Annotated in this window: 29 protein-coding genes, 1 pseudogene and 2 other annotated features; of the genes and pseudogenes, 27 read left to right on the top strand and 3 right to left on the bottom strand. The window is 39.3% G+C overall.

The features are described from left to right. The first annotated feature begins 41 nt into the window (after nt 1-41). The 19 genes and pseudogenes from polA (at nt 42) to rpmF (ending at nt 16559) form a co-directional block, all read left to right on the top strand. Nucleotides 42-2678: a DNA polymerase I gene (polA, locus tag ELX58_RS05955; RefSeq protein ID WP_133442237.1), complete on the top strand. Its 2637-nt coding sequence runs from the start codon at nt 42-44 to the stop codon at nt 2676-2678. A gap of 37 nt (nt 2679-2715) precedes the next feature. Then, nucleotides 2716-3549 carry a bifunctional DNA-formamidopyrimidine glycosylase/DNA-(apurinic or apyrimidinic site) lyase gene (mutM, locus tag ELX58_RS05950; protein ID WP_133442236.1) on the top strand — a complete coding sequence of 278 codons (834 nt, stop codon included), beginning with the start codon at nt 2716-2718 and terminating at the stop codon, nt 3547-3549. Beyond that, nucleotides 3546-4133: a dephospho-CoA kinase gene (gene coaE / locus ELX58_RS05945; protein WP_133442235.1), complete on the top strand. Its 588-nt coding sequence runs from the start codon at nt 3546-3548 to the stop codon at nt 4131-4133. Before mutM ends, coaE begins: the two co-directional genes overlap by 4 nt. Before the next feature lie 16 nt (nt 4134-4149). After that, nucleotides 4150-4623: pseudogene (nrdR, locus tag ELX58_RS05940) on the top strand (transcriptional regulator NrdR); the annotation flags it as partial. 125 nt (nt 4624-4748) lie between these two features. After that, complete coding sequence (locus tag ELX58_RS05935; protein ID WP_133442233.1) at nt 4749-6176, top strand: replication initiation and membrane attachment family protein; 1428 nt, start codon at nt 4749-4751, stop codon at nt 6174-6176. Further along, nucleotides 6173-7126: a primosomal protein DnaI gene (gene dnaI / locus ELX58_RS05930; protein ID WP_133442232.1), complete on the top strand. Its 954-nt coding sequence runs from the start codon at nt 6173-6175 to the stop codon at nt 7124-7126. The genes ELX58_RS05935 and dnaI overlap by 4 nt, the downstream gene beginning before the upstream one ends. 375 nt (nt 7127-7501) lie before the next feature. Continuing rightward, nucleotides 7502-9451: a threonine--tRNA ligase gene (gene thrS, locus ELX58_RS05925; RefSeq protein ID WP_133442231.1), complete on the top strand. Its 1950-nt coding sequence runs from the start codon at nt 7502-7504 to the stop codon at nt 9449-9451. 52 nt (nt 9452-9503) lie between these two features. Beyond that, nucleotides 9504-9644: a sequence feature (ribosomal protein L20 leader region), on the top strand. A 55-nt stretch (nt 9645-9699) separates the two neighbouring features. Continuing rightward, nucleotides 9700-10206, top strand: coding sequence for a translation initiation factor IF-3 (gene infC, locus ELX58_RS05920; protein WP_133442230.1), 507 nt, complete (start codon nt 9700-9702; stop codon nt 10204-10206). Between the two features lie 33 nt (nt 10207-10239). Continuing rightward, nucleotides 10240-10434 carry a 50S ribosomal protein L35 gene (rpmI, locus tag ELX58_RS05915; RefSeq protein WP_133442229.1) on the top strand — a complete coding sequence of 65 codons (195 nt, stop codon included), beginning with the start codon at nt 10240-10242 and terminating at the stop codon, nt 10432-10434. Between the two features lie 44 nt (nt 10435-10478). Further along, entirely contained in the window at nt 10479-10832 is a 354-nt protein-coding gene (rplT, locus tag ELX58_RS05910; protein WP_133442228.1) for a 50S ribosomal protein L20, read from the top strand. A 98-nt stretch (nt 10833-10930) separates the two neighbouring features. After that, entirely contained in the window at nt 10931-11464 is a 534-nt protein-coding gene (locus tag ELX58_RS05905; protein ID WP_133442227.1) for a YqeG family HAD IIIA-type phosphatase, read from the top strand. Further along, nucleotides 11457-12581: a ribosome biogenesis GTPase YqeH gene (gene yqeH / locus ELX58_RS05900; RefSeq protein WP_133442226.1), complete on the top strand. Its 1125-nt coding sequence runs from the start codon at nt 11457-11459 to the stop codon at nt 12579-12581. The genes ELX58_RS05905 and yqeH overlap by 8 nt, the downstream gene beginning before the upstream one ends. 15 nt (nt 12582-12596) lie before the next feature. Further along, nucleotides 12597-12908 carry a YhbY family RNA-binding protein gene (locus ELX58_RS05895; RefSeq protein ID WP_133442225.1) on the top strand — a complete coding sequence of 104 codons (312 nt, stop codon included), beginning with the start codon at nt 12597-12599 and terminating at the stop codon, nt 12906-12908. Between the two features lie 11 nt (nt 12909-12919). Beyond that, nucleotides 12920-13561 (top strand): nicotinate-nucleotide adenylyltransferase, encoded by a 642-nt coding sequence (locus ELX58_RS05890; RefSeq protein ID WP_133442224.1) that lies wholly within the window; start codon nt 12920-12922, stop codon nt 13559-13561. A 64-nt stretch (nt 13562-13625) separates the two neighbouring features. Continuing rightward, complete coding sequence (gene yqeK / locus ELX58_RS05885; RefSeq protein WP_133442223.1) at nt 13626-14168, top strand: bis(5'-nucleosyl)-tetraphosphatase (symmetrical) YqeK; 543 nt, start codon at nt 13626-13628, stop codon at nt 14166-14168. 11 nt (nt 14169-14179) lie between these two features. Beyond that, nucleotides 14180-14536, top strand: coding sequence for a ribosome silencing factor (gene rsfS, locus ELX58_RS05880; protein ID WP_133442222.1), 357 nt, complete (start codon nt 14180-14182; stop codon nt 14534-14536). A 6-nt stretch (nt 14537-14542) separates the two neighbouring features. Beyond that, entirely contained in the window at nt 14543-15682 is a 1140-nt protein-coding gene (locus ELX58_RS05875) for a nucleotidyltransferase (protein WP_133442221.1), read from the top strand. A 75-nt stretch (nt 15683-15757) separates the two neighbouring features. Further along, entirely contained in the window at nt 15758-16324 is a 567-nt protein-coding gene (locus ELX58_RS05870) for a DUF177 domain-containing protein (protein WP_133442220.1), read from the top strand. Nucleotides 16325-16382: 58 nt separating this feature from the next. Then, complete coding sequence (rpmF, locus tag ELX58_RS05865; protein ID WP_133442219.1) at nt 16383-16559, top strand: 50S ribosomal protein L32; 177 nt, start codon at nt 16383-16385, stop codon at nt 16557-16559. A 134-nt stretch (nt 16560-16693) separates the two neighbouring features. On the opposite strand, the gene yidC is transcribed toward rpmF, so the two are convergent. Genes yidC through ELX58_RS08020 form a run of 3 tightly spaced genes read right to left on the bottom strand, consistent with a single transcriptional unit; the run spans nt 16694 to nt 17938 of the window. Then, complete coding sequence (gene yidC / locus ELX58_RS05860; protein WP_133442218.1) at nt 16694-17632, bottom strand: membrane protein insertase YidC; 939 nt, start codon at nt 17630-17632, stop codon at nt 16694-16696. Nucleotides 17633-17667: 35 nt separating this feature from the next. Further along, nucleotides 17668-17814, bottom strand: coding sequence for an acylphosphatase (locus tag ELX58_RS08025; protein ID WP_250645248.1), 147 nt, complete (start codon nt 17812-17814; stop codon nt 17668-17670). Between the two features lie 7 nt (nt 17815-17821). Continuing rightward, entirely contained in the window at nt 17822-17938 is a 117-nt protein-coding gene (locus ELX58_RS08020) for an acylphosphatase (protein WP_250645247.1), read from the bottom strand. A gap of 111 nt (nt 17939-18049) precedes the next feature. Here ELX58_RS08020 and ELX58_RS05850 point away from each other — a divergent pair, with 111 nt between their 5' ends. The 8 genes from ELX58_RS05850 to greA all read left to right on the top strand — a co-directional run bounded on the left by ELX58_RS05850 (nt 18050) and on the right by greA (nt 25187). Further along, entirely contained in the window at nt 18050-18820 is a 771-nt protein-coding gene (locus tag ELX58_RS05850) for a TrmH family RNA methyltransferase (protein ID WP_133442217.1), read from the top strand. A gap of 14 nt (nt 18821-18834) precedes the next feature. Continuing rightward, nucleotides 18835-19320, top strand: a complete 486-nt coding sequence (locus ELX58_RS05845) for an HD domain-containing protein (protein WP_133442216.1) — start codon at nt 18835-18837, stop codon at nt 19318-19320. 13 nt (nt 19321-19333) lie between these two features. Then, on the top strand, nt 19334-19699 hold the full coding sequence (locus ELX58_RS05840) for a winged helix-turn-helix transcriptional regulator (protein ID WP_133442215.1): 366 nt from the start codon (nt 19334-19336) through the stop codon (nt 19697-19699). Nucleotides 19700-19746: 47 nt separating this feature from the next. Next, nucleotides 19747-19960: a binding site (T-box leader), on the top strand. A 43-nt stretch (nt 19961-20003) separates the two neighbouring features. After that, nucleotides 20004-21050, top strand: coding sequence for a phenylalanine--tRNA ligase subunit alpha (gene pheS, locus ELX58_RS05835; protein ID WP_133442214.1), 1047 nt, complete (start codon nt 20004-20006; stop codon nt 21048-21050). Between the two features lie 21 nt (nt 21051-21071). After that, complete coding sequence (gene pheT / locus ELX58_RS05830; RefSeq protein ID WP_133442213.1) at nt 21072-23498, top strand: phenylalanine--tRNA ligase subunit beta; 2427 nt, start codon at nt 21072-21074, stop codon at nt 23496-23498. 61 nt (nt 23499-23559) lie between these two features. Beyond that, nucleotides 23560-23958, top strand: coding sequence for an endolytic transglycosylase MltG (locus ELX58_RS05825; protein ID WP_133442212.1), 399 nt, complete (start codon nt 23560-23562; stop codon nt 23956-23958). A 46-nt stretch (nt 23959-24004) separates the two neighbouring features. After that, nucleotides 24005-24667, top strand: a complete 663-nt coding sequence (gene udk / locus ELX58_RS05820) for a uridine kinase (protein WP_133442211.1) — start codon at nt 24005-24007, stop codon at nt 24665-24667. Nucleotides 24668-24713: 46 nt separating this feature from the next. Beyond that, nucleotides 24714-25187, top strand: a complete 474-nt coding sequence (gene greA, locus ELX58_RS05815; RefSeq protein WP_133442210.1) for a transcription elongation factor GreA — start codon at nt 24714-24716, stop codon at nt 25185-25187. The last annotated feature ends 5 nt before the right edge of the window (nt 25188-25192 follow it).

Raw genomic sequence — 25192 nt, 5'->3', positions numbered from 1 at the left:
AGTGCTAAAATGATGGTAGCGTAAAAATGAGGGAGAATTCTATGTCCAAAAAAAGGCTATTATTAATTGATGGAAATAGCATCCTGTTTAAGGCATTCTATGCATTGTATAGATCGATCGATCGGTTCACAAGTCCAACGGGTCTTCATACCAACGCACTTTATGGCTTTAACGTCATGCTTAGTAAGATGCTAGATAAAATCCAGCCAACCGCTGTCTTAGCTGCTTTCGATGCCGGAAGCGTAACGTTTAGAACCAATATATATGCAGATTACAAAGGCAACCGACGCAAAACGCCACCGGAATTAACCGAACAGTTTCCCGTGATGATGAAGTTACTTAAAGCTCGTGGCATTAAGAGTTACGAGATTAAGAATTACGAAGCCGATGACATCATTGGGACGTTAGCTCGTGAAGCTGATGAAGCGGGTTATCAAACGTGGATCGTTACTGGTGACCGTGATTTAACTCAACTCTGTTCTAAACACACGACGGTTAGCATCTCTAAGACTGGGGTTACCCATACGGTTCACTACACCCCGGCTTACTTGAAAAAGACATTGGGACTCACTCCTCGTCAGATTATTGATAAGAAAGCTCTGCAAGGTGATAGCTCGGATAATTATCCGGGAGTCACCAAGGTTGGTAAAAAGACTGCTGATAAACTAATTAAAAAATACGGTAACATCGAAAATTTATATAAAAATGTTGACACCATCCACGCCAAAAAATTACATCAGCATTTAGTTGAAGATAAACCAATTGCATTTTTAGCTAAAAAATTAGCTACAATCGATCGGAATGCACCCATTAAAATTGGTCTAAAGGATATTACTTATCATGGTGACCAAACTAAAGAACTAGTTAAACTTTACCAGAAGTTAGGTTTTCGTAAGTTCTTAAGCCAGATGCACGTCACCTTTAACCAAACGGTTAGTTATCATGTCTTAACCAAAGCTAATCTTGATCAGGCAATGAAACAGATGACTGATCACGTCGAATTTTATCTTGGGATGTTCGGGCTTAATTACCATGTAGCACCGTTTGTGGGTTTTGCGATTGGTAGCACCGGTAATTGGTATGTCTCAAAAGACGTGGATTTACTTAAGCTTGAACCATTAAAGAAATTACTAGAAAGCCAAACGATCACTAAAAACGTTTTTGACGCTAAGCGGACTTACGTAGGCTTACATCGACTTGGCATTAAATTAAATAACGTTGATTTTGACATGTTATTAGTATCTTATCTTCTTAACACCAGTGAAAACGAAAATGATTTAGGTAAGATTGCTAATTTACACGGCTATTTTGGGGTCAAGACCGATAGTGAAGTTTACGGTACCGGAAAGAGTCGTCATTTACCTAAAGATGATCGAATTTTGTTCAATCATTGGACCCGAAAATTAATCGCAATTGATAAGTTGAGAGCTCCATTATTTAAACAACTAAAAGGTCATGAACAGACTAAGCTTTATACTCAGATTGAATTACCATTATCATTTGTCTTGGCACGAATGGAAATTGCTGGGATTACGGTTAACACCAAGATTCTTACTAACATGAAGAGTAAGTATAGTGAACGGTTAGAAGAATTAAAACAGGGTATCTATGAAGATGCCGGCGAAACGTTTAACATTGGTTCACCAAAACAGTTAAGTCGAATCTTATTCTGGAAACTTCAGTTGCCACCGTTAAAGAAAACTAAGACTGGTTTTTCAACATCGGTTGGTATTCTGAAACGTTTAGCACCTGATGCACCAATCGTTCAGAAGATTTTAAAGTACCGTCGGTTATCAAAGATCCTGTCAACGTATATTGATGGCTTATTAAAAGACGTTTATTCATCTGACCATAAGGTTCACACCCGTTATTTGCAGACTTTAACCCGAACCGGTCGTTTATCATCGGTTGATCCAAATCTACAAAACATTCCGGTTCGAACCCCTGAAGGTCGAAAGATTCGCAAAGCCTTTATTCCAAGGAAAAAGGGCTGGGAAATTTGGTCATCGGATTATTCCCAAGTTGAATTAAGGGTCTTAGCTTCAATTTCTGGCGACCATAATATGCAAGAAGAATTCTTGCAGGGTCGTGATATTCATGCTTCGACCGCCCGGCGAATTTTCGGACTGAAGTCGAATAACGAAGTTACGCCGAACTTACGTCGTCAAGCTAAAGCCGTTAACTTCGGGATCGTTTACGGAATTAGTGCCTTTGGTTTAGCCCGAAATACTGGAATTAGTCGAAAACGAGCCAGTATCTTTATTCATAAGTACTTCGATGAATATCCAAACGTTAAGAAGTACATGCATGATTCCGTTGAAAAAGCTCACAAACTAGGTTATGTTGAAACGATTACTCATCGTCGCCGATATTTGCCAGATATTCACTCTAATAATTTCCACACCCGTTCGTTTGCTGAACGAACCGCAATGAATACGCCAATTCAAGGAAGCGCTGCGGATATTATTAAGATGGCAATGATTAAGATGGAGAAAGCCATTAAGAATATGCAGGCAACGATGTTATTACAGATCCATGATGAACTAATCTTTGAAGCGCCCAAGTCCGAACTTCCTAAATTAGCTAAAATTGTCCCTGATGTAATGGATCACGCCGTTAAATTAGCGGTTCCGTTAAAGGTCTCAAGTCATCATGGCGATAATTGGTACGATTTTTAGAAAAACGTTATAGATTCAAAAAGGAAGTTATTAAGACATGCCTGAATTACCAGAAGTTGAAACGGTTAAACGAGGTTTAAACGAATTAGTTAAGGGCTCTACTATTGAACACGTTGACGTTCGTTATCCAAAAATGATTCAAAATGTTTCCGCAAATGATTTTAAAGATCGTTTAAAGAATAAGAAGATCAAGCGGGTCGATCGCCGGGGTAAATACCTATTATTTCGATTAACTGGTGATATGACGTTGGTTTCCCATCTCCGAATGGAAGGTAAATACATGGTTCATAAAAGTGGTGAACCGTTAGATAAGCACGATTACGTCATCTTTCATTTAAACGGTGATCGAGAATTACGTTATAACGATACCCGTAAGTTTGGTCGAATGTGGCTAATTAAGAACGGTCAGGAAAAGACCGTTTCTGGATTGGGGGCATTAGGACCTGAACCGACCGCAAAAGATCTAACGTTTGCTTACATGAAGAAGATCATGAACAAGAGTCGTGGCCAAATTAAGCCGTTCCTGTTAAATCAAAGTCACATCGCCGGTTTAGGTAATATCTATACCGATGAAGTCCTGTGGATGAGTAAAATCCATCCGAAACAAAAGACTAATCTGATCAGTGACGCTAAAATAAAATTACTTCGTAAGAACATTATCAATGAAATTCAAGCGGCCATTAAAGGCCACGGGACAACCGTCTTTACGTATAAGAACGCCTTTGGTAAATCAGGATCTTTCCAGCATCATTTACACGTTTATCACCGAACTGGTAAACCATGTGGCCGTTGCGGAACCCCAATTAAAAAGATTAAAGTTGCTCAACGTGGGACGCATTTCTGTCCTAAATGTCAGAAGCTGGTTAAATGATTATCGGTTTAACGGGTGGAATTGCAACTGGTAAATCCAACGTTAGTAAATATTTAAATCAGCGTGGCTTTTACATTGTTGACGCTGATAAAATTACACATTTGGTTCAAGGTAAAGGTCAACCAGGTTTACATGCCATGATTCAGCATTTTGGCAAACAATATTTGAATTCGGACCAAACGTTGAACCGACGTAAATTAGGTCATTTCGTTTTTACGCACCCACAAGAATTACGGGACTTAGTTCGAATTATCGACCCGTTTATTCGAAACGGGATCGTCACTGAACTAAAGCGTGATTGCCGAACATCAAAGCACGTCGTTTTAGATGCGCCAACCCTTTTTGAAAGTGGTTATCAATATCTAGTTGATAAAATTTTGGTTGTTTCGTGTGATCCCGTTATTCAGCTAAAGCGGGTTATGTTACGCGATCATTTATCGATTAGTAATGCTGAAGCTCGAATTGATAGTCAATGGCCGTTAAGTATCAAGGAACGATTAGCGGATTGGGTCATTAATAGTGATGGTACTAAGCAGCAAACGTTATCGCAGGTCAAAGAATTAATTGATTGTCATCAAATTTAATTTCTAAGGTGATATTATGAGATGTCCACATTGTCATAAGAATGGATCACGTGTGATCGATAGCCGTCCAACCGATGGTGGCAGTGTAATTCGTCGTCGTCGGAAGTGTGAAAATTGTGGCTTTCGATACACTACATTTGAAAGAATTGAAAAGACGCCGTTATTAGTAATTAAAAAGAACGGCACTCGTGAAGAATTTAATCGTGAAAAGATTCTTCGTGGGATTATTCGTTCGGCCGAAAAGCGACCGATCCCAATGAGTAAAATGATCAGTATTGTTGATCACGTTGAAAATAAGATTCGATCCCTTGGTTTAACTGAAGTTTCAAGCCGGCGGATTGGTGAATACGTTATGCACGAATTATCATCCGTTGATGAAATTGCGTACGTTCGTTTTGCCAGTGTTTATCGTCAGTTTAAAGATATGACGGAATTTTATCACGAATTAAAAGAAGTTATGGATCGTGATAAGACCAAGAAGGAACATCAGCAAAAGCAAAATCAAATGAATGACCAGAAGTCTGCTCAGGCTAAACCTCGGCAGTCACAAGCAGCTGATGAACCAAAATCGAAGTCCAACGCAAAAGATTCTAGTCAAGAAAGCCGGAATTAGATATGGACCCGAAGGCTGGCTTTATCATCGTTAGGGATGACAACCTTTCAAATACTCGTCGGCGTTCCTTAGACCTTTTATATCAACCGTTATTACACCCAATCGCCTATGCTTTAACTAATTTACTGTGGCAATTAGGTGAAATCAGTAAGAACCCGTTGTTTAAACGCCCAATCAGTGATCTCTTAGCTTATTTAAACGTGGATATTAACGTCTTTGAAAGGGCTTTGAGACGTGTTGAGGGCGCTGGATTAATGAGAACTTTCTATAAAAAGGATTCGGTTCATCCTTTTTATATTTTTCATTTAATTCAACCGGTTTCAGCTCGTGAGTTTTTTCGATCAGATCTATTAAGTATCGGTTTACTGGAGATCGTTGGTGGTCACCGGTTCTTAACCCTAAGTCGGGATTTAATCGCTAAGCCGTATCAGTTTAACAACGTTCACGATTTAACCCGTAACTTTTTAGAAGTATATAATGTCGGTCACCAGGATATTACTGATCTACCAACGTTGATTAAACAGATTCGGTCAGGAATGACGGCTAAAATGGCTTCAAGTCTTAAGGAAGACCAAAGCTACATCAATGAGTCGCATGATTTTAACTTCGAGTTACTTTTAGATTTAATGAAGCAAAGTTATTCCGATGTCGATGCGGTCAAACGGCATCGTCAGCTCATTTTAACTGAACACACGTTGTATGGCCTAGATGAACCGGCAATGGCCAACTACATTAAACAGGCTACGTCGATCACTAGTAATAAGATTGACTTTAATAAATTTAAATGGCTGATTTCCAAATCGTTCCAAGGCAATCCTGGCATCCCGTCGAAGACTAAATTTAAAGTTCAGCCGGGTCAGAGTATTAAACAGAATCCGAAGGTATCACGTGAAAAGGCTGGTTTAATCAAAGCTGCTGACTATTATTCACCAGTTCAGTTTCTGTATCATTTAAAGAAGCAGATTAATTCTCATGCGATTGTTACGCATCAGGAAGAAAATATCCTTCGTCAGTTAATTGATAACCATGCTTTCCGTGACAATCAGGGTGTAATCAATATTCTGAGTTATTATATGATCGTTGAGAAACACCGGCCAGCTCTGCAGTCAACGTATATGCAATACATTATGGCAGCTTGGGGACAAGCTGGAGTGAATACACCTGCTGAAGCCCTGAACGAAATTGAAAAGTTTAACCGGGGCGTTACCGAACGAAAGAATAAAAGGATTAAGAAAATGCAGGGTAATCACGCTAGGCGATACAGCTACAATCGTCGCAAACCCGTAATCAAACAGAAGTTGCCTAAGTGGGCCCGCTCGGATTACCACGTTAAATTGCATCCGACTAATCCAAAGGTCCAGCGTAAAATTAAGCAACAATTAGCAAAATTGAATCATCAGCCCAATCATGGAAAGGGTGGTAGGAAATGAAAAATGTTCATAATGGCATGAAACGAACGCTAGATTTGATTATGAAGGAGCATCATCTGCTGCCTTATCGTCAAATCATGCATCAGGTCTATAACGATCCTGATGTAAAGGCCTTTATCCATAAATATCGTAGCGAAATGTCACAGGATAATTTAGTTCGTTCAGCACCTAAATTGCATGAATACGTCCAAGAAAAGAATAAATTAAAAAATGGTCAGCAGGGCTTAATGCCAGGTTACGTTCCGCATCTAGTTTTAAATGACCACTCCATCAGTATTGCTTATCAGCCGACTGAACATACTGCTGAAGTAAAACGACAACAAGCGCTTCGTGATCGGGTTCATTCGGTTGCGTTACCAAAACAGGATCAGAATGCTTCATTAACTAATTTTGATAGTCAATCCGATTCAAGTCGATCGACGATCCTTGAAGCCGCCATTAATTTTGTTGGTCAGTATGAAAATAATCCTAATAAGTATCATAAAGGCCTGTATATTTACGGACCCTTAGGTGTCGGTAAAACGTTCTTACTGGCAGCCATTGCCAATAAATTAGCTAAAGATGGCTATGAATCAGCTTTAGTTCATTTTCCGACCTTTGCCGTTGAAATGAAGGCTTCGATTTCAGATAACAGTACCGCCCGTAAGATCCGTTCGATTGAACAGGCCCCCGTCTTAATGCTTGATGATATTGGTGCTAACGTGATGTCATCGTGGATCCGGGATGACATCTTTAGTGTGATCCTAGAATACAGAATGCAGAATGAAATGCCAACGTTCTTTAGTTCTAACTTTTCCATGAACGATTTTGCTAAGACCCGTTTGTCATACGATACGCGTGGTGATGAAGATCCGCTGAACGCTAAGCGGATTATGGAAAGAATTCGTTTCCTAGCCAATGAATATCAAATGTTAGGACAAAACCGAAGGAACCCAAGTCAAAATAATTAAATTAATTCAAAATCCTCTTGACATTTCTAATAATTAATGGCTAAATATAACCATACGAGGAAAACTTTAAGAGATATGATTTAAATCCTTAGGTATCCAGGGAGAAGGAGCCTTGAATGGAAGCTCTTTTATACCGGAATTTAGACCACCGCTCTTATTAGCGCTCAGAGGAAATTCTGAGCCGGATCATGGATCCGTTAGTATCCTAGTTGAGTGTTCATAACTGTTATTTACGGGTAGTAGCGTAAAAGGTTATGGATGAAATTTGGGTGGAACCGCGTTTAATTATTGAAAGACGTCCCTAATGCACATGTTGCATTAGGGATTTTTTAGTATCGTCTGGGACCACCGTATTTTAAAAAGGAGAGGTTTTATATGTCTCAACTTTCTTTTAAATTCCCTGATAATAGCGTTAGAAAATTTGATGCTGGCGTTACTGCAGGTAAGATTGCTAAGTCAATTGCAGTTAGTTTAGCTAAAAAGGCCGTTGCCGCTAAGGTTGATGGCGAATGGGTCAATTTAGATCAGCCTTTAAACAAGGGTGGCAAGATTCAGATCGTCACTGCCGATTCTAAAGATGGCTTAACAGTATTACAGAATACTGCCGCTATCTTCTTAAAGGCCGCTTTAGCTAAGACATTCCCAGGTATTCGTTTCGGTGAAAGTGGTTCTGAAAAGAACGGCTTTTACGTTGATACTGATAAAAAAGGTACTCAGGTCAACTCCGATGACTTAAAGCCATTATCTGACTTAATGAACAAGTTCGTTAAGAATGATACTAAGTTAGAACGTAAAGTCTTATCACTTAAAGACGCCTTGAACCAGGTTGATGGTGATCCATACCAGGCTGAAATCGTTCGTGCCTTTGCTGAAAAGCATGATGGTAAAGTTCCGTTCTATCAGGTTGATGACCAGTTAGTTTACGCTAAGGACGGAGCCTTATCCGATGCTAAGGCCATTAAGTACTTCAAGTTACTTAACGTTGCCGGTGCTTACTGGAAAGGTGAATCCTCTAACCCAATGCTTCAACGTGTATACGCAATCGTATTCTATAAGCAAAAGGGCTTAAAGGCTGAATTGGCTAAGATTCAGGATGCTAAAGAACGTGATCACCGTGTTATCGGTAATAAGTTAGACTTATTCTTCGTTGATCCAAAAGTTGGTCAAGGTCTTCCTTACTGGATGCCAAATGGTGCCACCATTCGACGAGTAATCGAACGATACATCGTTGATAAAGAAATCGCTAACGGTTACTTACACGTATATACCCCAGTATTAATGAACTTAAATGTTTATAAACGTTCTGGTCACTGGGCTCATTACCGTGATGACATGTTCCCACCAATGAAGATGGATAACGGTGAATGGTTAGAATTACGTCCTATGAACTGCCCAAGTCATATCCGAATTTATAACCAGCACATTCGTTCATACCGTGATTTACCAATGCGTATCGCTGAATTAGGTATGATGCACCGTTACGAAAAATCTGGTGCCTTACAAGGTTTACAGCGTGTTCGTGAAATGACCTTAAATGATGGTCATACTTTCGTTGCACCTGACCAGATTCAGGATGAATTCAAACGTATTTTGAAGTTAATGATGGATGTTTACCATGACTTCAACATTGATAACTACCACTTCCGTTTGAGTTACCGTGACCCTAACAACACCAAGAAGTACTTTAATGATGATGCCTTATGGCACAAGTCCCAGAGCATGTTAAAGGGTGCCATGGATGACTTACACTTACCATACGTTGAAAAGGAAGGTGAAGCTGCATTCTATGGCCCTAAGTTAGATGTTCAGACTTACACTGCCTTAGGCAATGAAGAAACTCTATCCACCATTCAATTAGACTTCATGTTACCAAAGCGCTTTGACTTACACTACGTTGGTAAAGATGGTAAGTTACACCGTCCAGTAATGATCCACCGTGGTATTGTATCCACTATGGAACGTTTCGTTGCTTACTTAACTGAACAGTACAAAGGTGAATTCCCGACTTGGTTAGCACCTCATCAGGTTCGTATTATCCCAGTAAGCATGGATAAAGATGGTGACTACGCCAAGAAGTTAGACAAGCAGTTCCGTAGCATGAAGTTACGTTCTCAGTTAGATGACCGTAACGAAAAGATGAACTACTTGATCCGTGATTCACAGACCAAGAAGATTCCTTATACCTTAGTTGTTGGTGATAAGGAAAAGGCTAACAACCAGGTATCAGTTCGTGAATACGGTCATAAAGACAGTAAGGAAATGAGTGTTCCTGATTTCTTGAAGATCATCAAGCACGATATCGCAACTTATTCCAGAAATGAATAAATAAGTATTGACTATCAGGTCAATAATTGATATTATTATAAATGTTGTGATTGAAATCAAGTAGGAGTTCCCGCTTCTCGCCTGACAACTTCGGTCGTCGGGCTAGTCGTTTTCAATTAATTCTTATTAATCGTTTATAATAATAGAATTAATAAATAGCGGGTACTTTATGTACTCGCTATTTTTTTATAAGAAATTCTTGGAGGTGGATAATTATACGTAGACAATATCGTAACAGCCGTACAATTATGAACCAGAAAATTCGAGCTTACAAAGTTCGTTTGATTGATCAAAACGGCAAACAAGTTGGTATTAAAGACACTAAAGAAGCCTTACAGATGGCTGAAGACGCTGGCTTAGATTTAGTACTAGTTGCACCACAGGCTAAGCCACCGGTTGCTAGAATTTTAAATTACGGAAAATTCCGTTTCCAGCAACAGAAAAAGGTTAAGAAAGCCCGTAAGCGTCAAAGAACCGTTCGAATGAAAGAAATTCGATTAAGTCCAACCATTGATACTAACGACTTTGATACCAAAAGAAATCAAGCTAAACGCTTTCTTCATAAGGGTGCTAAAGTAAGAGTATCCATTTGGTTTAAGGGTCGAGCAATTACCCATAAAGAAATCGGTCGTGGCGTCTTGAATAAGATGTACGACGGTTTAAAGGACGTTGCTAAGTTAACCCAGAAACCTAAGATGGATGGTCGTAACATGTTCTTGATGTTATCACCTATCGATATGAAGAAAAAACAATAATTTGAGATCAATAGTTTAAGGGGGATTACAATTATGCCTAAGATTAAAACTAACCGTGCCATTGCTAAACGATTCAAGCGTACTGCCAGTGGTAAGTTAAAGTGTGGTCATGCCAAGACTAGCCACCGTTTCCATGGTAAGACCAAGAAACAGCGTCGTCAGTTAAAGGGTACTCGAATGGCCAACAAGACTATTTCTAAGACTTACAACAAGATGTTACATAACTAATTATTTGAGTTATTGATCGGATTTATATCTAGGAGGAATTATCAATGCCACGAGTAAAAGGTGGAAATACCACTCGTCGACGTCGTAAGCGCATTTTAAAGGCAGCCAAAGGCTACCAAGGCGCTAAACACGCATTATTTAAGACTGCTAAAGACCAGGTTATGAAGTCACGCGAATACGCATTTCGTGACCGTCGTAAGAACAAGGCTAACTTCCGTCGTTTATGGATTGCTAGAATCAATGCCGCAGCTCGTCAGCACGGTATGAGTTACAGCAAATTCATGCACGGTTTAAAGGCTGCTAAGGTTACCATTAACCGTAAGATGTTAGCTGACATCGCAGTTCGTGATCCTAAATCCTTTACCGCTTTAGCTGAACAAGCTAAGAAATCTTTATAATTTAAAAGAATTATAAAAGGATTAAAAAAAGCTTTTGCCTGTATTATGATTAAGGTGAAAGCTTTTTTGTTGTCTTAAGTAGTTTTGAGGCGTAATTTATGATTAACTGGTTCAAACCGACGTGGATGGTCAAGACGATTTATAACGTTTCACCAGCTCGATTAAAACGACATGGCATTTCTGCCATTTTTTCAGATTTAGATAATACACTGATCGCGTGGAATAATCCCGACGCTACGATTCAATTAAAGCACTGGGCGGACTATCTACGTCATCATCAGATTCAATTGGTAGTGGTGTCTAATAATACTCATCACCGAGTTTCAAAAGCTTTACAGGGGTTAAATTTACCGTTCGTTAGCTGGTCAATGAAGCCATCTGCGTTCGGGATTACCCGAGCTAGACATCGATACCATTTAAAAAAAGAGCAGGTCGTTATGGTTGGCGACCAGTTAATGACTGATATTTGGGCTGCACATAATGCCCACGTAAAAAGTATTTGGGTTCAACCATTGATCAAAACTGATAAATGGAATACCCGAATCAATCGTTTCTTTGAACGTCGTATTTTTCACATCTTAAAACGAAAGTATCGTCAAACAATGATTTGGCGGGGGGATATTAATGACTAAGAATAACGATGATGTACTGCGCTGTGTTGGTTGTGGTGCACCAATTCAAACCAAAGATCCGAATAAGCTAGGCTATATTCCGAAATCTGCGTATGAAAAGAATAAACAGAGTGGCAAATTTTATTGTCAGCGTTGCTTCAGATTACGGCATTATAGTCAGATTGCACCAGTTAGTTTAACCAGCGATGATTTCTTAAAATTATTAAACCAAATTCAAAACACCGATGCATTAGTAGTATGCATGGTTGATATCTTTGATTTTAACGGAAGTTTAATTCCTGGGATTAATCGTTTTGCTGGTAATAATCCGGTTATGTTAGTTGGTAACAAGTCAGATCTCTTACCAAAATCGTTTAAATTAAGTAAGTTAGAGGACTGGATGCGTCAGCAGGCTAATTTAGCCGGTATTCGTCCGGTCGATGTTGAACTGGTATCAGCAAAAACGGATCAGCAGGTTGATCATTTACTGGAGAAGATTGATCAATATCGTCATGGTCGAGATGTGTATGTTGTCGGAGTCACCAACGTTGGTAAATCCACGTTAATTAACCAGATTATCCGTGATAATACTGGGATGCGTGAATTAATCACCACGTCCCGTTTTCCAGGAACGACGTTGGATCAGATTAAAATCCCGTTATCTGATGGTCACCATCTGATTGATACGCCAGGAATTATTCACAATACTCAAATTACGCATTATTTAAAGGGTAATGATCTAAAGGTCGCTGCACCGAAAAAAAGAATCAAGCCTCGTGAATATCAGTTGAATCCGGGGCAAACCATTTTTATGGGTGGCTTAGGTCGTTTTGACTATTTAAAGGGTCGTGATAAGTGTCCAGTAACCGTTTACGTTTATAATAAGTTACTGGTTCATCGAACTAAGTTATCCAATGCTGATGAATTTTATAAACGACACGTTGGTGAATTATTAACACCGCCTAGTCATAAGTACATTAAAGATTTTCCGCCATTAATTCATCATCAATTTAAGACGACATACCGGAGTGATCTAGTAATTGCGGGATTAGGTTGGATTACCATTCCCGCCAACATCGTGATTGACGGCTGGGCACCTAAAGGTGTTGCTGTTATGATTCGTCGAGCAATGATATAGATAAGAGGTACCAATATGCATTTACGTGGTAAACAAAAACGTTATTTACGAGCTCGTGCTAATCAGATGCGAGCAATCTTTTCCGTTGGTAAACAGGGCATGACCCAAACGTGGTTAAATGAATTAATTAAAGCCTTGGATAAGCGGGAATTAATTAAGATCAAAGTTCTTCCTAATTCTGGCGAAGACACTAGCGACGTTAAGAAATATATTGAAGGCCACAGTTCAATTGACGTCGTTCAGGAATTAGGTAAAACGTTAGTATTATTTAAGCCTGCTAAGTTAGCTAAATATCAGAAACTGTCTAAGATCGTTGCTAATATTTAGAGGTAATTAATATGAAACGAACTGCACGGACGTCCGTCACGCCCAAGATTAAAGAATTAAGTGAAACCGTTAAAGACATTCCGAAACACCGAATCGGAATTATGGGTGGGACGTTCAACCCGATTCATAACGCCCACTTATTGATCGCTGATCAGGTTATGACGCAGCTGGGTCTTGATCGGGTTGCGTTTATGCCAGATGCTAATCCGCCACACGTTGACCGTAAATTCGCGATTGATGGCCGGGATCGAGCTAATATGATTAAATTAGCGATTCGGTCCAACCCCCGTTTCTATTTAGAAACAGAAGAGCTTCGTCGTGGTGGAACCAGTTATTCTTACGACACGATGCTGAAGTTAACTCATGAACATCCCGAGAATGAATACTTCTTCATTATCGGTGGTGACATGGTGGCCTATTTACCAAAATGGTACCGGATCAATGATTTGTTGCACTTAGTTCATTTTGTCGGAGTTAAGCGTGCCGGTTATCCAGTGAAGTCTAACTTATATCCGGTGATCTGGGTTGACGTACCCTACGTTGATATTTCGTCAACGTTAATTAGACGTTATATTCATCAGGGCCAATCAATCCGTTACTTAGTTCCGGATTCAGTTCGTAAATATATAAAGGAGCACCAGCTTTATCACTAAGGTTATTTTAAAATATCACGAAAATTTAGTTCCGAATAATAGTCGTGATGAATTATTAAAGAAAATGGCTCATGCTTTACGTAAGCCACGTTTTGAACATTGTCAACGAGTTGAACAGATGTCCATTAAATTAGCCAAAATGTATGGTGTGGATCCTGAAAGAGCTGGTATTGCTGGATTGGTTCATGATTATGCCAAACAGCGTCCGGCAAAGGACTTTATTAAAGCCATCAAGAAATATAAGATGGATCCCATTTTACTTCAGTATGGCAACCCGATCTGGCATGGAATGGTCGGTTGGCACTTTGTTCAAAATGAACTGGGTATTAATGATGCCGAAATTCTAGACGCCGTTAAGTACCACACCGTTGGTAATCGATACATGACTAAACTCCAGCAGATCGTTTACATGGCTGATTATATTGAAATGGGTCGAGACTTCCCTGGCGTTGATTTAGCTCGTAAGATCACCTTTAAGAATTTACAGAAGGGTGTTGCTTACCAGACCAAGCATACGTTAGAATACTTAATCCAGAATAATCAGAATGTGTTCCCGAAGACGTTAGATACTTATAACGCCTGGGTTCCCGGTTCCGGAGTTAAATAAGGAGGAATATCATGAGTAACAGTGATGAAATTTTAAAGTTAGTCGTTAAATCGGCTTCTGATAAGCGAGCCCATAACATCGTTGCTTTAAACATGCGTAAGATCGGTGTTTTAGCCGACTACTTTGTAATCATGGACGCATCGAATTCACGTCAGGTTAAGGCCATTGCTAATTCAGTCATTGATCAAAGCAAAAAGAACCACGTTGACGTTTTAGATGTTGAAGGGATGAGCACCGCCAAATGGATCTTAATCGATTTAGGTGGTGTAATCGTTCATGTCTTCAAGCATGAAACCCGTGACTTCTATGATTTAGAAAAGTTATGGTCCGATGCACCTAACGTTGACGTTAGCAAGTGGGAAAAGTAATTAACCATGCTGAATGCCGTTGGGATTATTGCTGAATTTAATCCACTCCATAATGGACATCGTTACTTAATTAAACGGGCTCAACAAACTACCAATGCCGATTTAGTGGTGGTGGTAATGAGTGGCAATTGGGTTCAGCGTGGAATTCCAGCAATCGTTGATAAATGGCAGCGAACCCAAATGGCGTTAGCTGCTGGTGCTGATTTAGTGATTGAGTTACCAGTTCAGTTTGTTGTTCAACCGGCTGACATTTTTGCTTTTCAAGCCGTTAAGTTAGTCAAGCAACTTGATTGTCAGTGGTTAGCGTTTGGGTGCGAGCATTCGAATTGGGATTTTGATCATTTGGCTCAGATTAAGGTCAGTAGTGATCATCAGGCTTTTCAGAATTACCGAGCTACTTACGCAACGTTAATCCGTCAGAATTTTTATCAACAAACGGGATTAAAAATTACCGGTCCCAATGATTTATTGGCGTTAAATTACGCCCGAGCAAAGCGTAGTTTAGAGGCCTCATTTAAGTTGAAACCGATATTACGTTCGTCTGGTCATAATGATAAGGTTGCTGAACAAAGTTCTAAATATGTTAGTTCAGCGGTCATTCGTCGATCGTTATTTAATGACCATAATTTAAATTCAGTAAGCCAGTGGATGCCAAAATCCAGCATCGAATTGATGCAGCAACCATGGTTTAATTGGAACACTTTTTGGCCACTATTACGTTACCGGATTATTGAGTCGTCATTGGCTGATTTACAATCGATTTATGAAATGCGAGAGGGCCTTGAGCATCGTTTAAAGCAGGGTGCTATTCAATCCAAGACCTTTAAAGAATTTATTCAGTTCATTAAAACGAAACGGTATACTTATTCAACACTTCTGCGATTATGTTTTTATGTTCTAATCGGTTTAACTAAAACTGATTGGAAATCGATAAAAACAGAATCGTATTTAAGGATCCTGGGCTTTGATAAAAAGGGCCGTCAGTACTTAAATCAGATTAAGAAACAGGTTATGGTACCTATTATCACGAACGTCACTAAGGATGCGTTAAACAAATATCTTGAATGGGATTTTAGAGCAGGGATGCTTTTTCAAATGGAATCTCATCATTATGAAGACTTGTATCAACACCCGATAATCAAATAGGTATCAAGGAAATCACCTTGACATCTAATTTGACGATAGGTTATAATTATCCTTGTCGAATTGGGATGATTAGTAATGAAGTGGTCTTGGCAACGCTTATCAACGTTGGATGAACCGATTCATATTCATAGAACGATGGCTTTATCGCATCAGTTAGTTTCAAGAGATTCTGATGAAATTTTATCTGCTAGTCCCGTTAAAGTTAACGGTCTAGTTAAATATGATTTTGATAAAGTGGTCGTAAAGGCTCAGGTTAACTGTTCATTAGTAGTTCCATCGAGCCGATCGTTAGTTCCCGTAAAACTGCCGTTAAATTTCCATTATAAAGAAATTTATGTCAAGACTAAGTCTGACATCAAGCCGTATTTACAGGAACATCCCGAAGGGGATACGGTTTTAACTCCTGATCAAAATAATGAAATTGACTTTGAAAAGTCAATCATTGATAATATTATTCTTCAAATTCCGACTAAGGTTTTGTCGCCAAAAGAAAAACGTGATCACATCATGCCCAAAGGGAATGGTTGGAGCGTTATTTCAGAGGATCAATATGAACATCCAAAGACGGCAGGCCATCAAAAAGTTGATCCACGTCTTGCTAAATTGAAATATTATTTTTCTAAAAATAATAAAAAGAAATGAGCAAGGCTTAAAAAGTTTCACTAGTGGATATTTTTTAAGCAGAAGGAGGTGCTAAACGATGGCAGTATCACCACGAAAAACTTCTAAAGAACGTAAGCGTTTGCGTCGTACTAACATCAAGTTACACATGCCTGGCTTAAGCCCATGCCCTAACTGCGGTGCTTTACGTAAGCCTCATTTTGTATGCCCTAACTGTGGCTACTATGATGGCAAAGAAATCATTAACAAAAAGTAAATTAAATTTCTCGAGAAAGAAGCTTTCAGAATGCCTAGGATTCTGTGGGCTTTTTTGTTTTACCTAATTTGGGTAACTAAAAAGGGCAACTAAAATAATTATTTTAGTTGCCCTTAAATATTATATAAATTGTTTTACTTATTATGATTTTTCATAGCTTGATTGTGTTCACGATTTAATTCGTGGATCTTGGCAAGTGTTGGATCATTATTAGATGAACCATTACCAGTCGTTGTCGGTTGAGCGGAATGATTAGGCGTAACCTTAACGGGTTTAACCGGATGAGCTTTGGCGTAAGCAACAACTTTACGTCTAATTCGTGGACGGTACAGGTTAATGATCAACGTCTGGATACAAGCAAAGATTCCACCGATGAAGAAGTAAAGACCTAATCCAGCTGGTGAACTAAAGGTTACGATCAAAATCATAACTGGGTTAAATAACATCATCATCTTCATCTGCTTTTTCTGTGATTCAGGGATTCCAATTAAAGAGATGTAAGCCTGAAGGACATAGATTAGGAATGACAGGACAGCAAGTAAAATACTCTTCTGACCCAAGCTAATTCCCATAAACGTGGTGTGGGCTAATTCTGGTGAATAACGGATAGCTGCGTATAGTGCGGCAAAGATTGGCAATTGAATTAGTAACGGTAAGCAACCAATTCCACCCACCATACTAATGCCGTTGTTTCGGTATAAGGCCATCATTTCTTGGTTGGCAGCCATACGATCTTGAGGATCTCTAGCGTGGCGAAGCTTATTTTGAATAGCCTTTAACTGAGGCTGAATAAAACTGATCTTTTCCTGCTGAACGGTCATCTTTTTCATCTGACTGATCATTAACGGCATTAAGACTAATCTGACGATTACGGTCAAGACAATAATGGCCAAACCATAACTGCCAACGTATTGGGCGATTAGGTTCATAACTTTCTGACCAGGAACGGCTAAGTAATCATATACAAAACCGTATGGCTTGCCACTGGAAGTGGTTCTAACACAACCGGTTAGCAGTGGCATTAAGCCGCCTAACATTGCCAGGACGCTAAGGTGTTTGATATTTTTTTTCATTAAGTAAATCCTCCTAATGTAGTGTATAATTAACGTTATTTAACGCCAAAGAATTTGTAATTACGGTCCGTAATTGGCTCGATGTCTACATGTGAAACGTGTCCGTAGGGTGTCGGTGATCTTTTAACGGCTGCGATAAAACGCTTCATGGCTAATGGTTGAGCCTGAGCGATGATTTTCACGGTACCATCAATTAAATTGATGACGTAGCCGGTTGCCTAAATCATCGGCAACTTGCTTAGCAGCCCATCGGAAGCCAACACCTTGGACACGCCCACTGACGATCATTCGAACTGTTTTTAACATGTTACGGACGACCTCCTTATAAAAGTAAATCAACTTAATTATAACAAATCTCTGAGTGGCTAAATGGATATATTGTATGGTAAGCTAAAAGATGTTAGGTGACATTAATACATGAAAGAAATTAAATCAACTCAAAATAAAAAAATTAAAGAGTGGAGTAAACTCACTCAAAAGAGCGAACGCCGTAGAACTGGCTGCTATTTGATTGAAAGCTGGCACTTAGTTGGAACCGCAATTCAAACTAAACAGCCGATCAAATGGATTTTAACAACTCCTGAACAATTAAATCAACATCGAGACGTTTTAAACCGTTTTGAAAATTTGATTTTAATTACTGATCGGGTTGCTAAACGGTTAGGTTCAACGGTTCATCCCCAAGGGATTTTTGCAATCGTTCAGATGCCTGATTCATCATCGATTGATCCTAAACAGGTCAAAGATGGTCGATGGTTACTATTGGATCAGGTTCAAGATCCAGGTAATATCGGGACAATGGTAAGAACCGCTGACGCTGCTGGCTTTTCTGGTGTGATCTTTGGCTTGGGGACGGCAAGTCCTTATAATCCAAAGGTTGTTCGAGCAATGCAGGGCAGCCAGTTCCATTTGAAGCTTGCTAACGGTAATCTGAAGGATTGGATTACAAATTTAACCACTAATCACGTTCCAGTATACGGAACCATTTTAGATCCGGAAGCAATCGATTATCGAAAGGTCAAGCCATCGGATCGATTTGGCTTAGTAATGGGTAACGAAGGTAATGGGATGCAAAAACAGTTACTGAAGTTAACCACAAAGAACTTATATATTCCAATTAAAGGTCAAGCTGAATCGTTGAACGTTGCCGTGGCTGCCGGAATTTTAATGTTTGAGTTAATTAAATAACTGGAGTGAATTGAATGAAAGCTAACCAGTGGAGACATGATAAGGGATATTTAAAACAGGTCAGTGACCTTTTGGCCAATCCGGCCGTTTTAAAACTCCGTCATTTTACGCATCATCACCATTCTAATCGTCTGGCGCATTGTATTTACGTATCATACGTTAGCTATTTGATTGCCAAAAAACATCATTTAGACGCCCGAGCTGCTGCTAGGGGTGGTCTATTGCATGATTTATTCTATTATAACTGGCGAACCACTAAGTTTAGTTTAGGCACCCATGCTTTTATTCATCCGCGAGTCGCTTTACGAAATGCGGAACGAATTACTAAATTAAGTCCAAAAGAAAAGGACATTATTTTAAAGCACATGTGGGGCTTTACGTTAGCTAGGCCAAAGTATAAAGAAAGTTATATCGTGTCATTCGTTGATGACTACGCGGCGATTCGAGAATTTTTTACTCCAGTCAGAAAAGATTTACATCGGTTATTAACTAAGATTTAAAGGAGGCGTTAAAATGCCCCAAGCTAATAACTCGGTTAAGAAGTCCTTTCATTTATGTCCAAAATTTTATAAGACATTCACGATGTTAGGTAAAAAATGGAACGGTTTGATCATTGAAGCATTATTATGCGAAGGACCGCTTCGTTTTAAGAACCTTTCGAACATCATTAAAAAATGTAGTGATCGAGTGATGGTTGAAAGATTACGTGAATTATGTGAGTGCGGGATTGTTCAACGAAAAACCTTCCGCAATTCGGCATTAATTGAATACTCATTAAACGAGAAGGGACAAGAATTGAAGCCAATTATGAAGGCCGTTCATCAATGGTCTGATAAGTGGTGTCAATGTAAGTGTGATTGCTGTGATGATAAACATTAAAGTTAATCACGTCTTGATTTAACTATCTAAATATTTTATTGTTTAGATGAAAAGTTTTGAAGAAAAAGTAGTAGGCCACTTTGTACAGGAAGAGCGGGTTGACTGAGAACCGTTTCGTTTGGCTAAATTCGTTTTCCGAACTGATATTGGGAATCTAAAAAGACGAAAAATATCCGGTGTCATGCCGTTATCTAGTTAAGAGTGTCTGTTATTATATAATACAGGCAAAATAGGGTGGCACCGCGAAGCTTCGTCCCTTTCTGGGACGAAGCTTTTTTGTTTTGTAAATAAGGAGGATCTTAAAATGTCGCTTAAGGATCAATTAACCCAATTAAGAGACAAGGGCTTGTCTGAAATCAAACAAGCTACTGATTTAAAGACCTTGAACCAGAAGATTAGAGTTCAGCTTCTGGGTAAAAAGGGTCCGATCGTCAAGACGTTACGTGGAATTGGTAAATTACCAGTTAGTCAACGCCCGATCGTTGGTAAGTATGCTAACCAAGTTAAAGGTCAGTTATTCCGCAGCTTAAAAAAGCGTAATCTAGAATTAGCCAAGGCTAAGTTGAATGATGAACTAAAGGCTGAAAAGATTGACGTTACGTTACCAGGTAAACCGGTTAAAGCTGGTCATCCGCATTTAATTCAGGTTGTTATGGATCATATCTGTGATCTTTTCATCGGCATGGGCTACGAAGTCTTAAACGGTAACGAAGTTGAAACTGATGAATACAACTTTGAACGAATGAATTTACCTAAACATCATCCAGCTCGTGATATGCAAGCTACTTTCTACATTACACCGGATAAGAACTTGTTATTACGAACTCAGACTTCTGGGATGCAAGCTCGAACTTTAGAAAAACATGACTTTTCTAAAGGTCCGTTAAAGATGATTTCACCAGGAGTTGTTTTCCGTCGTGATAACGATGATGCAACCCATTCTCATCAGTTCCATCAGATGGAAGGCCTAGTCGTTGGTAAGCACGTTACCATGGCCGACTTAAAGGGAACCTTAGAATTTTTGATTCATAAGATGTTCGGTAACGAATTTGATATTCGTCTTCGTCCAAGTTACTTTCCGTTTACTGATCCATCGGTTGAAGTTGATATGACTTGCTTTAATTGTGGTGGTAAAGGCTGTTCAGTATGTAAAGGTACCGGTTGGATCGAAATGTTAGGTGCCGGTGTCGTTCACCCTAACGTTTTAAAGAATGCTGGTTTAGATCCGCACAAGTTAAATGGCTTTGCTTTCGGTTTAGGGATCGATCGTTTTGCCATGTTAAAGTACGGTGTCGATGACATTCGTGACTTTTACTTAAACGACATGCGTTTCTTATCACAGTTCGATTAAAGCAACAGAGGAGGAATATCGATGAGGTTATCGTACGATTGGTTAAAACAATATTTAGACATTAACGTTCCGGTTAAGCAGTTAGCCGAAAAGATTGAACGAACCGTCGTTGAATATGACGACATTATTGAACCTAGTAAGGGTATGAAGAAGTTAGTCGTCGGCAAAATTTTGAGTTGTAAGAAGCACCCGAATGCTGACCGCTTAAAGATTTGTCAAGTTGATGTTGGTGCAGACAAACCACTTCAGATTATTTGTGGTGCACCTAATTGCCGAGCCGGCAAAAAGGCGATTACCGCGATTCACGGCGCCCGAGTTGGTGTTAATGGTAACGTTAAGATTAAGCGTGCCAAAATGCGTGGTGTTCGATCAAACGGGATGCTTTGTGCCTTAGACGAAATCGGCTTCGATAAGGACGTTGTTCCAAAGAAATGGCAGGATGGTATTTACTATTTACCTGATGATGCTAAGATCGGTGCTCCGGTTTATGATTACTTAGGCATGAATGACCAGATTATTGATCTCTCAGTTACACCTAACCGTGGTGACATGTTAAGCATGACTGGGATTGTTCATGAATTAGCCGCCATTTATAATAAGAAGCCACACTTCACTAAGCCAAGTGTCAATGAAGATCCAACCCATCAGGCTAAGTTTGAAGTTAAAAGCAAAGCTGATCCAAAGGTTGCCCCAATTTATAAGTTAAGGGTTCTCAATAACGTTGATGTTCATGACAGTCCATTATGGTTACAGATTCGTTTATGGAACTGTGGTATCCAGCCTAAGAACAACGTTATTGACGTCACTAACTACATTATGCTTAAGTATGGCCAGCCAATTCACGCCTTTGATTTAGATAAATTAGAAGGCCATGAATTGGTTGCTCGTCACGCTAAGCAGGGCGAAACCGTTGTTAATAATGATAAAAAATCAATTAAGTTGGATCCTAAGGATGTTGTGGTTGCTGATGCTAAACAACCTGTTGCCTTAGCTGGAGTTTCTGGTGGCTTGAAAGCTAACGTTGATTCTAAGACGAAGAATATTGTATTGGAAGCAGCCGCTTTTGATCCAATTATGGTTCGAATGACTTCTCGTCGTCACAGCATTCATACTGAATCATCCAAGCGTTTCGAACGTGGTATTAACCATGCCGGAGTTGGTGAAGCTTTAGATGATGCCGCTCAACTTGTAAACCAGACTTCAAAGGGCCAGGTTGCTTCCGGTATTATTACGGTTAATGACCAGAAGGTTGAACCAAAAGTAATTACGGTTTACTTAGACAGCATTAATAATGTCTTAGGGACTCACTTATCTAAAGACACGGTTGTTGATATCTTCCGCCGCTTAGGTTTCAAAGATCAAATTACTGGTAATCAATTCAGAGTTACGGTTCCTGCACGTCGTTGGGACATTACCATTGCACCTGACTTATATGAAGAAGTTGCCAAGTTATATGGTTACAACAACATTCCAAGTACCTTACCTGGTGGTCCTTTAACCTCTGGTGAATTATCACCAAAGCAAAAGACCTACCGTAAATCACGTCGGGTTCTAGAAGGTGCCGGATTAAGTCACGCCATTTCATATTCATTGACCACCGTTAAAAAGGCTCACATGTTTATGTCAGACGATCATTTCTATGAAACGAAGTTACTTTATCCAATGAGTGTGGACCATGCTGCTTTACGAATGAACTTAATCAGTGGCTTATTAGATGACGTTGCTTATAATCAGGCTCATAAGGTTACCAATACGACATTATTTGAACAGGGTCGTGTATTCTTACGTTCTTCTAAAGACCAGCAGAAGCCAACTGAATTAATGCATGTCGCTGCAATCGTATCTGGTTCCTTAGATGCTGATTCATGGTATCAAAAGGCTAAGCCCGTTGACTTTTACCAGTTAAAAGGCATTTTAGATATGTACTTACGTGAAATGGACGTTGCTGGAACCGTTGAATACAAAGCAACTGATAAGCATCCTGAAATGCACCCAGGCCGAACCGCTGATGTATACGTTGGTGGTCAGCACGTTGGGATGATCGGTGAAGTTCATCCGAAAGTCGCTCATGAATTTAACGTTTCTAAGCCGGCATATGTCTTTGAATTAAGTCTTCATAAACTAATGGCAATGCCAAAGCGTTCTCAGCAGTATCAAGCTGTACCAAAGTACCCAGCAATTAGCCGAGATATTGCTTTACTCTTGGATAAAGACATTAGTAACCAGTCCGTAATTGACTTGATTAAGCAACGCGGTGGTAAGGATTTGACTCAGGTTAAATTATTTGATGTTTATACTGGTAAGCACGTTCCTGCTGGCAAGAAGTCATTAGCATACAACTTAGTATTCCAGAATCCAACGCATACTTTGGTTGAATCCACGGTTAACAAAGCTTTTGATAAGATTCAAAAGGATCTTAAGAGTAAATTTAACGCTCAAATCAGATAGTAAAGATGTTATTTGCTCCTAATTTAAATAGAAATTACAATAATTAACGGAGGAATGCATCTTGAACTCTCAAACTAACTCAGCACATCGTCCGCCGAGTCGCTTTGGTAAAAAAATAATTGTTTCGGTAATTGTGATCTTAGTAATTTTAGGCTTCTGTCTATTTTTACTAGGTCGTAATTACATGAAAGAATCGTTAAAACCATTAAAGCCACACAGTGATGAAATTATTGAGGTCAAAGTTCCGTTGGGTGCGTCTGACAGAAAGATCGGTTCATTACTTCAGCAGCGGAAGGTTGTTCGCAATGGATTAGCGTTTAATTATTATATTAAATCGCACGACGTGAAGAATTTAAAAGCCGGTTATTACTGGTTATCGCCTTCGATGAGTTTGAAGAAGATTACTAATCAGTTAAGAACTGGAGGAACCAAACGACCGGTTCGTCATCCAGCACATTGATTAGTTCGTTTTAGAAATAGATGCTATCAGGGAGTCGTTTAAGAACATGTTAAAAGAGCAAAAGCGTCCCGTTTTAATTGGCGTTTCCGGTGGATCCGGAAGTGGTAAAACTACCGTTAGTGACGCCATTTTCCATCGGTTAGTTGGGAATTCCAATTCATTGTTGATTTTACATCAAGATTCGTATTATAAGGATCAGTCCAAAATGACGATGACCCAACGTCGTGGTGTTAATTACGATCATCCGAACGCTTTTGATATGGACCTGTTAATTAGCCAACTGAAACGACTGTTGAATTATCAACCGGTTGATATTCCAATCTATGATTACGGTAAATTGACCAGAAGTTCTAAGACTCGTCATCAGCAACCTTGTGACGTCATCATTTTAGAAGGTATTTTTGCACTCTATAGTGAACGTTTACGAGATTTGATGGACATCAAAGTTTATGTTGATGCCGATGATGACATTCGTTTGATTCGTCGAATTCATCGTGATCTCCATGAACGACACCGGACTTTAAAGCAGGTTATTCAACAGTATTTAGCGACCGTCAGACCGATGTTTCATCAGTTTATCGAACCAACTAAACGGTATGCTGATGTTATTATCCCTGAAGGTGGTGAAAACCAGGTTGCAATTGATCTTTTGACCACTAAAATTAGATCAATTTTAAAATCACATGGTAATTATCACGAGGTACATTAATTATAAAAAGTAATAATAACGTATAGATTTGGAAAGGATGGCTGTTATGGCTGAAAAAACATACCCAATGACTGCTGAAGGTAAACAGAAATTACAAAAACAATTAGATGATTTACGTCTTCACAAGCGTCCTGAAGTTATTAAACGAATTAAAATCGCTTTGGGATATGGTGATTTATCAGAAAACACCGAATATTCTTCCGCTAAGAATGAACAAAGTCTATTAGAAGGTAAGATTCAGACCATCGAACACATGTTACAATACTCAAAAGTCGTTGATAACAGCGACGTTAGTACTGATGTTGTTAACGTCGGTAAAGTTGTAACCTTTAAAGATATGAAGAGCGGCTCCACCATGAAGTACGAAATCGTTGGTCAGTCTGAAGCCGATCCATTAAAGGGTAAGATTTCTAACGATTCACCGATCGCAAAAGGCTTAATGGGTAAGAAGCAGGGTCAGACCGTTGATATTAAGATTCCTGCCGGTGTCATGAAAGCTAAGATCGTAAAAGTTGAATAACTAAT

This window comes from Acetilactobacillus jinshanensis (assembly GCF_004359375.1).
GTDB classification, from domain to species: domain Bacteria; phylum Bacillota; class Bacilli; order Lactobacillales; family Lactobacillaceae; genus Acetilactobacillus; species Acetilactobacillus jinshanensis.
The sequence above is the reverse complement of the archived record's forward strand: the minus strand, read 5'-3'. Positions and strand labels throughout refer to the sequence as shown.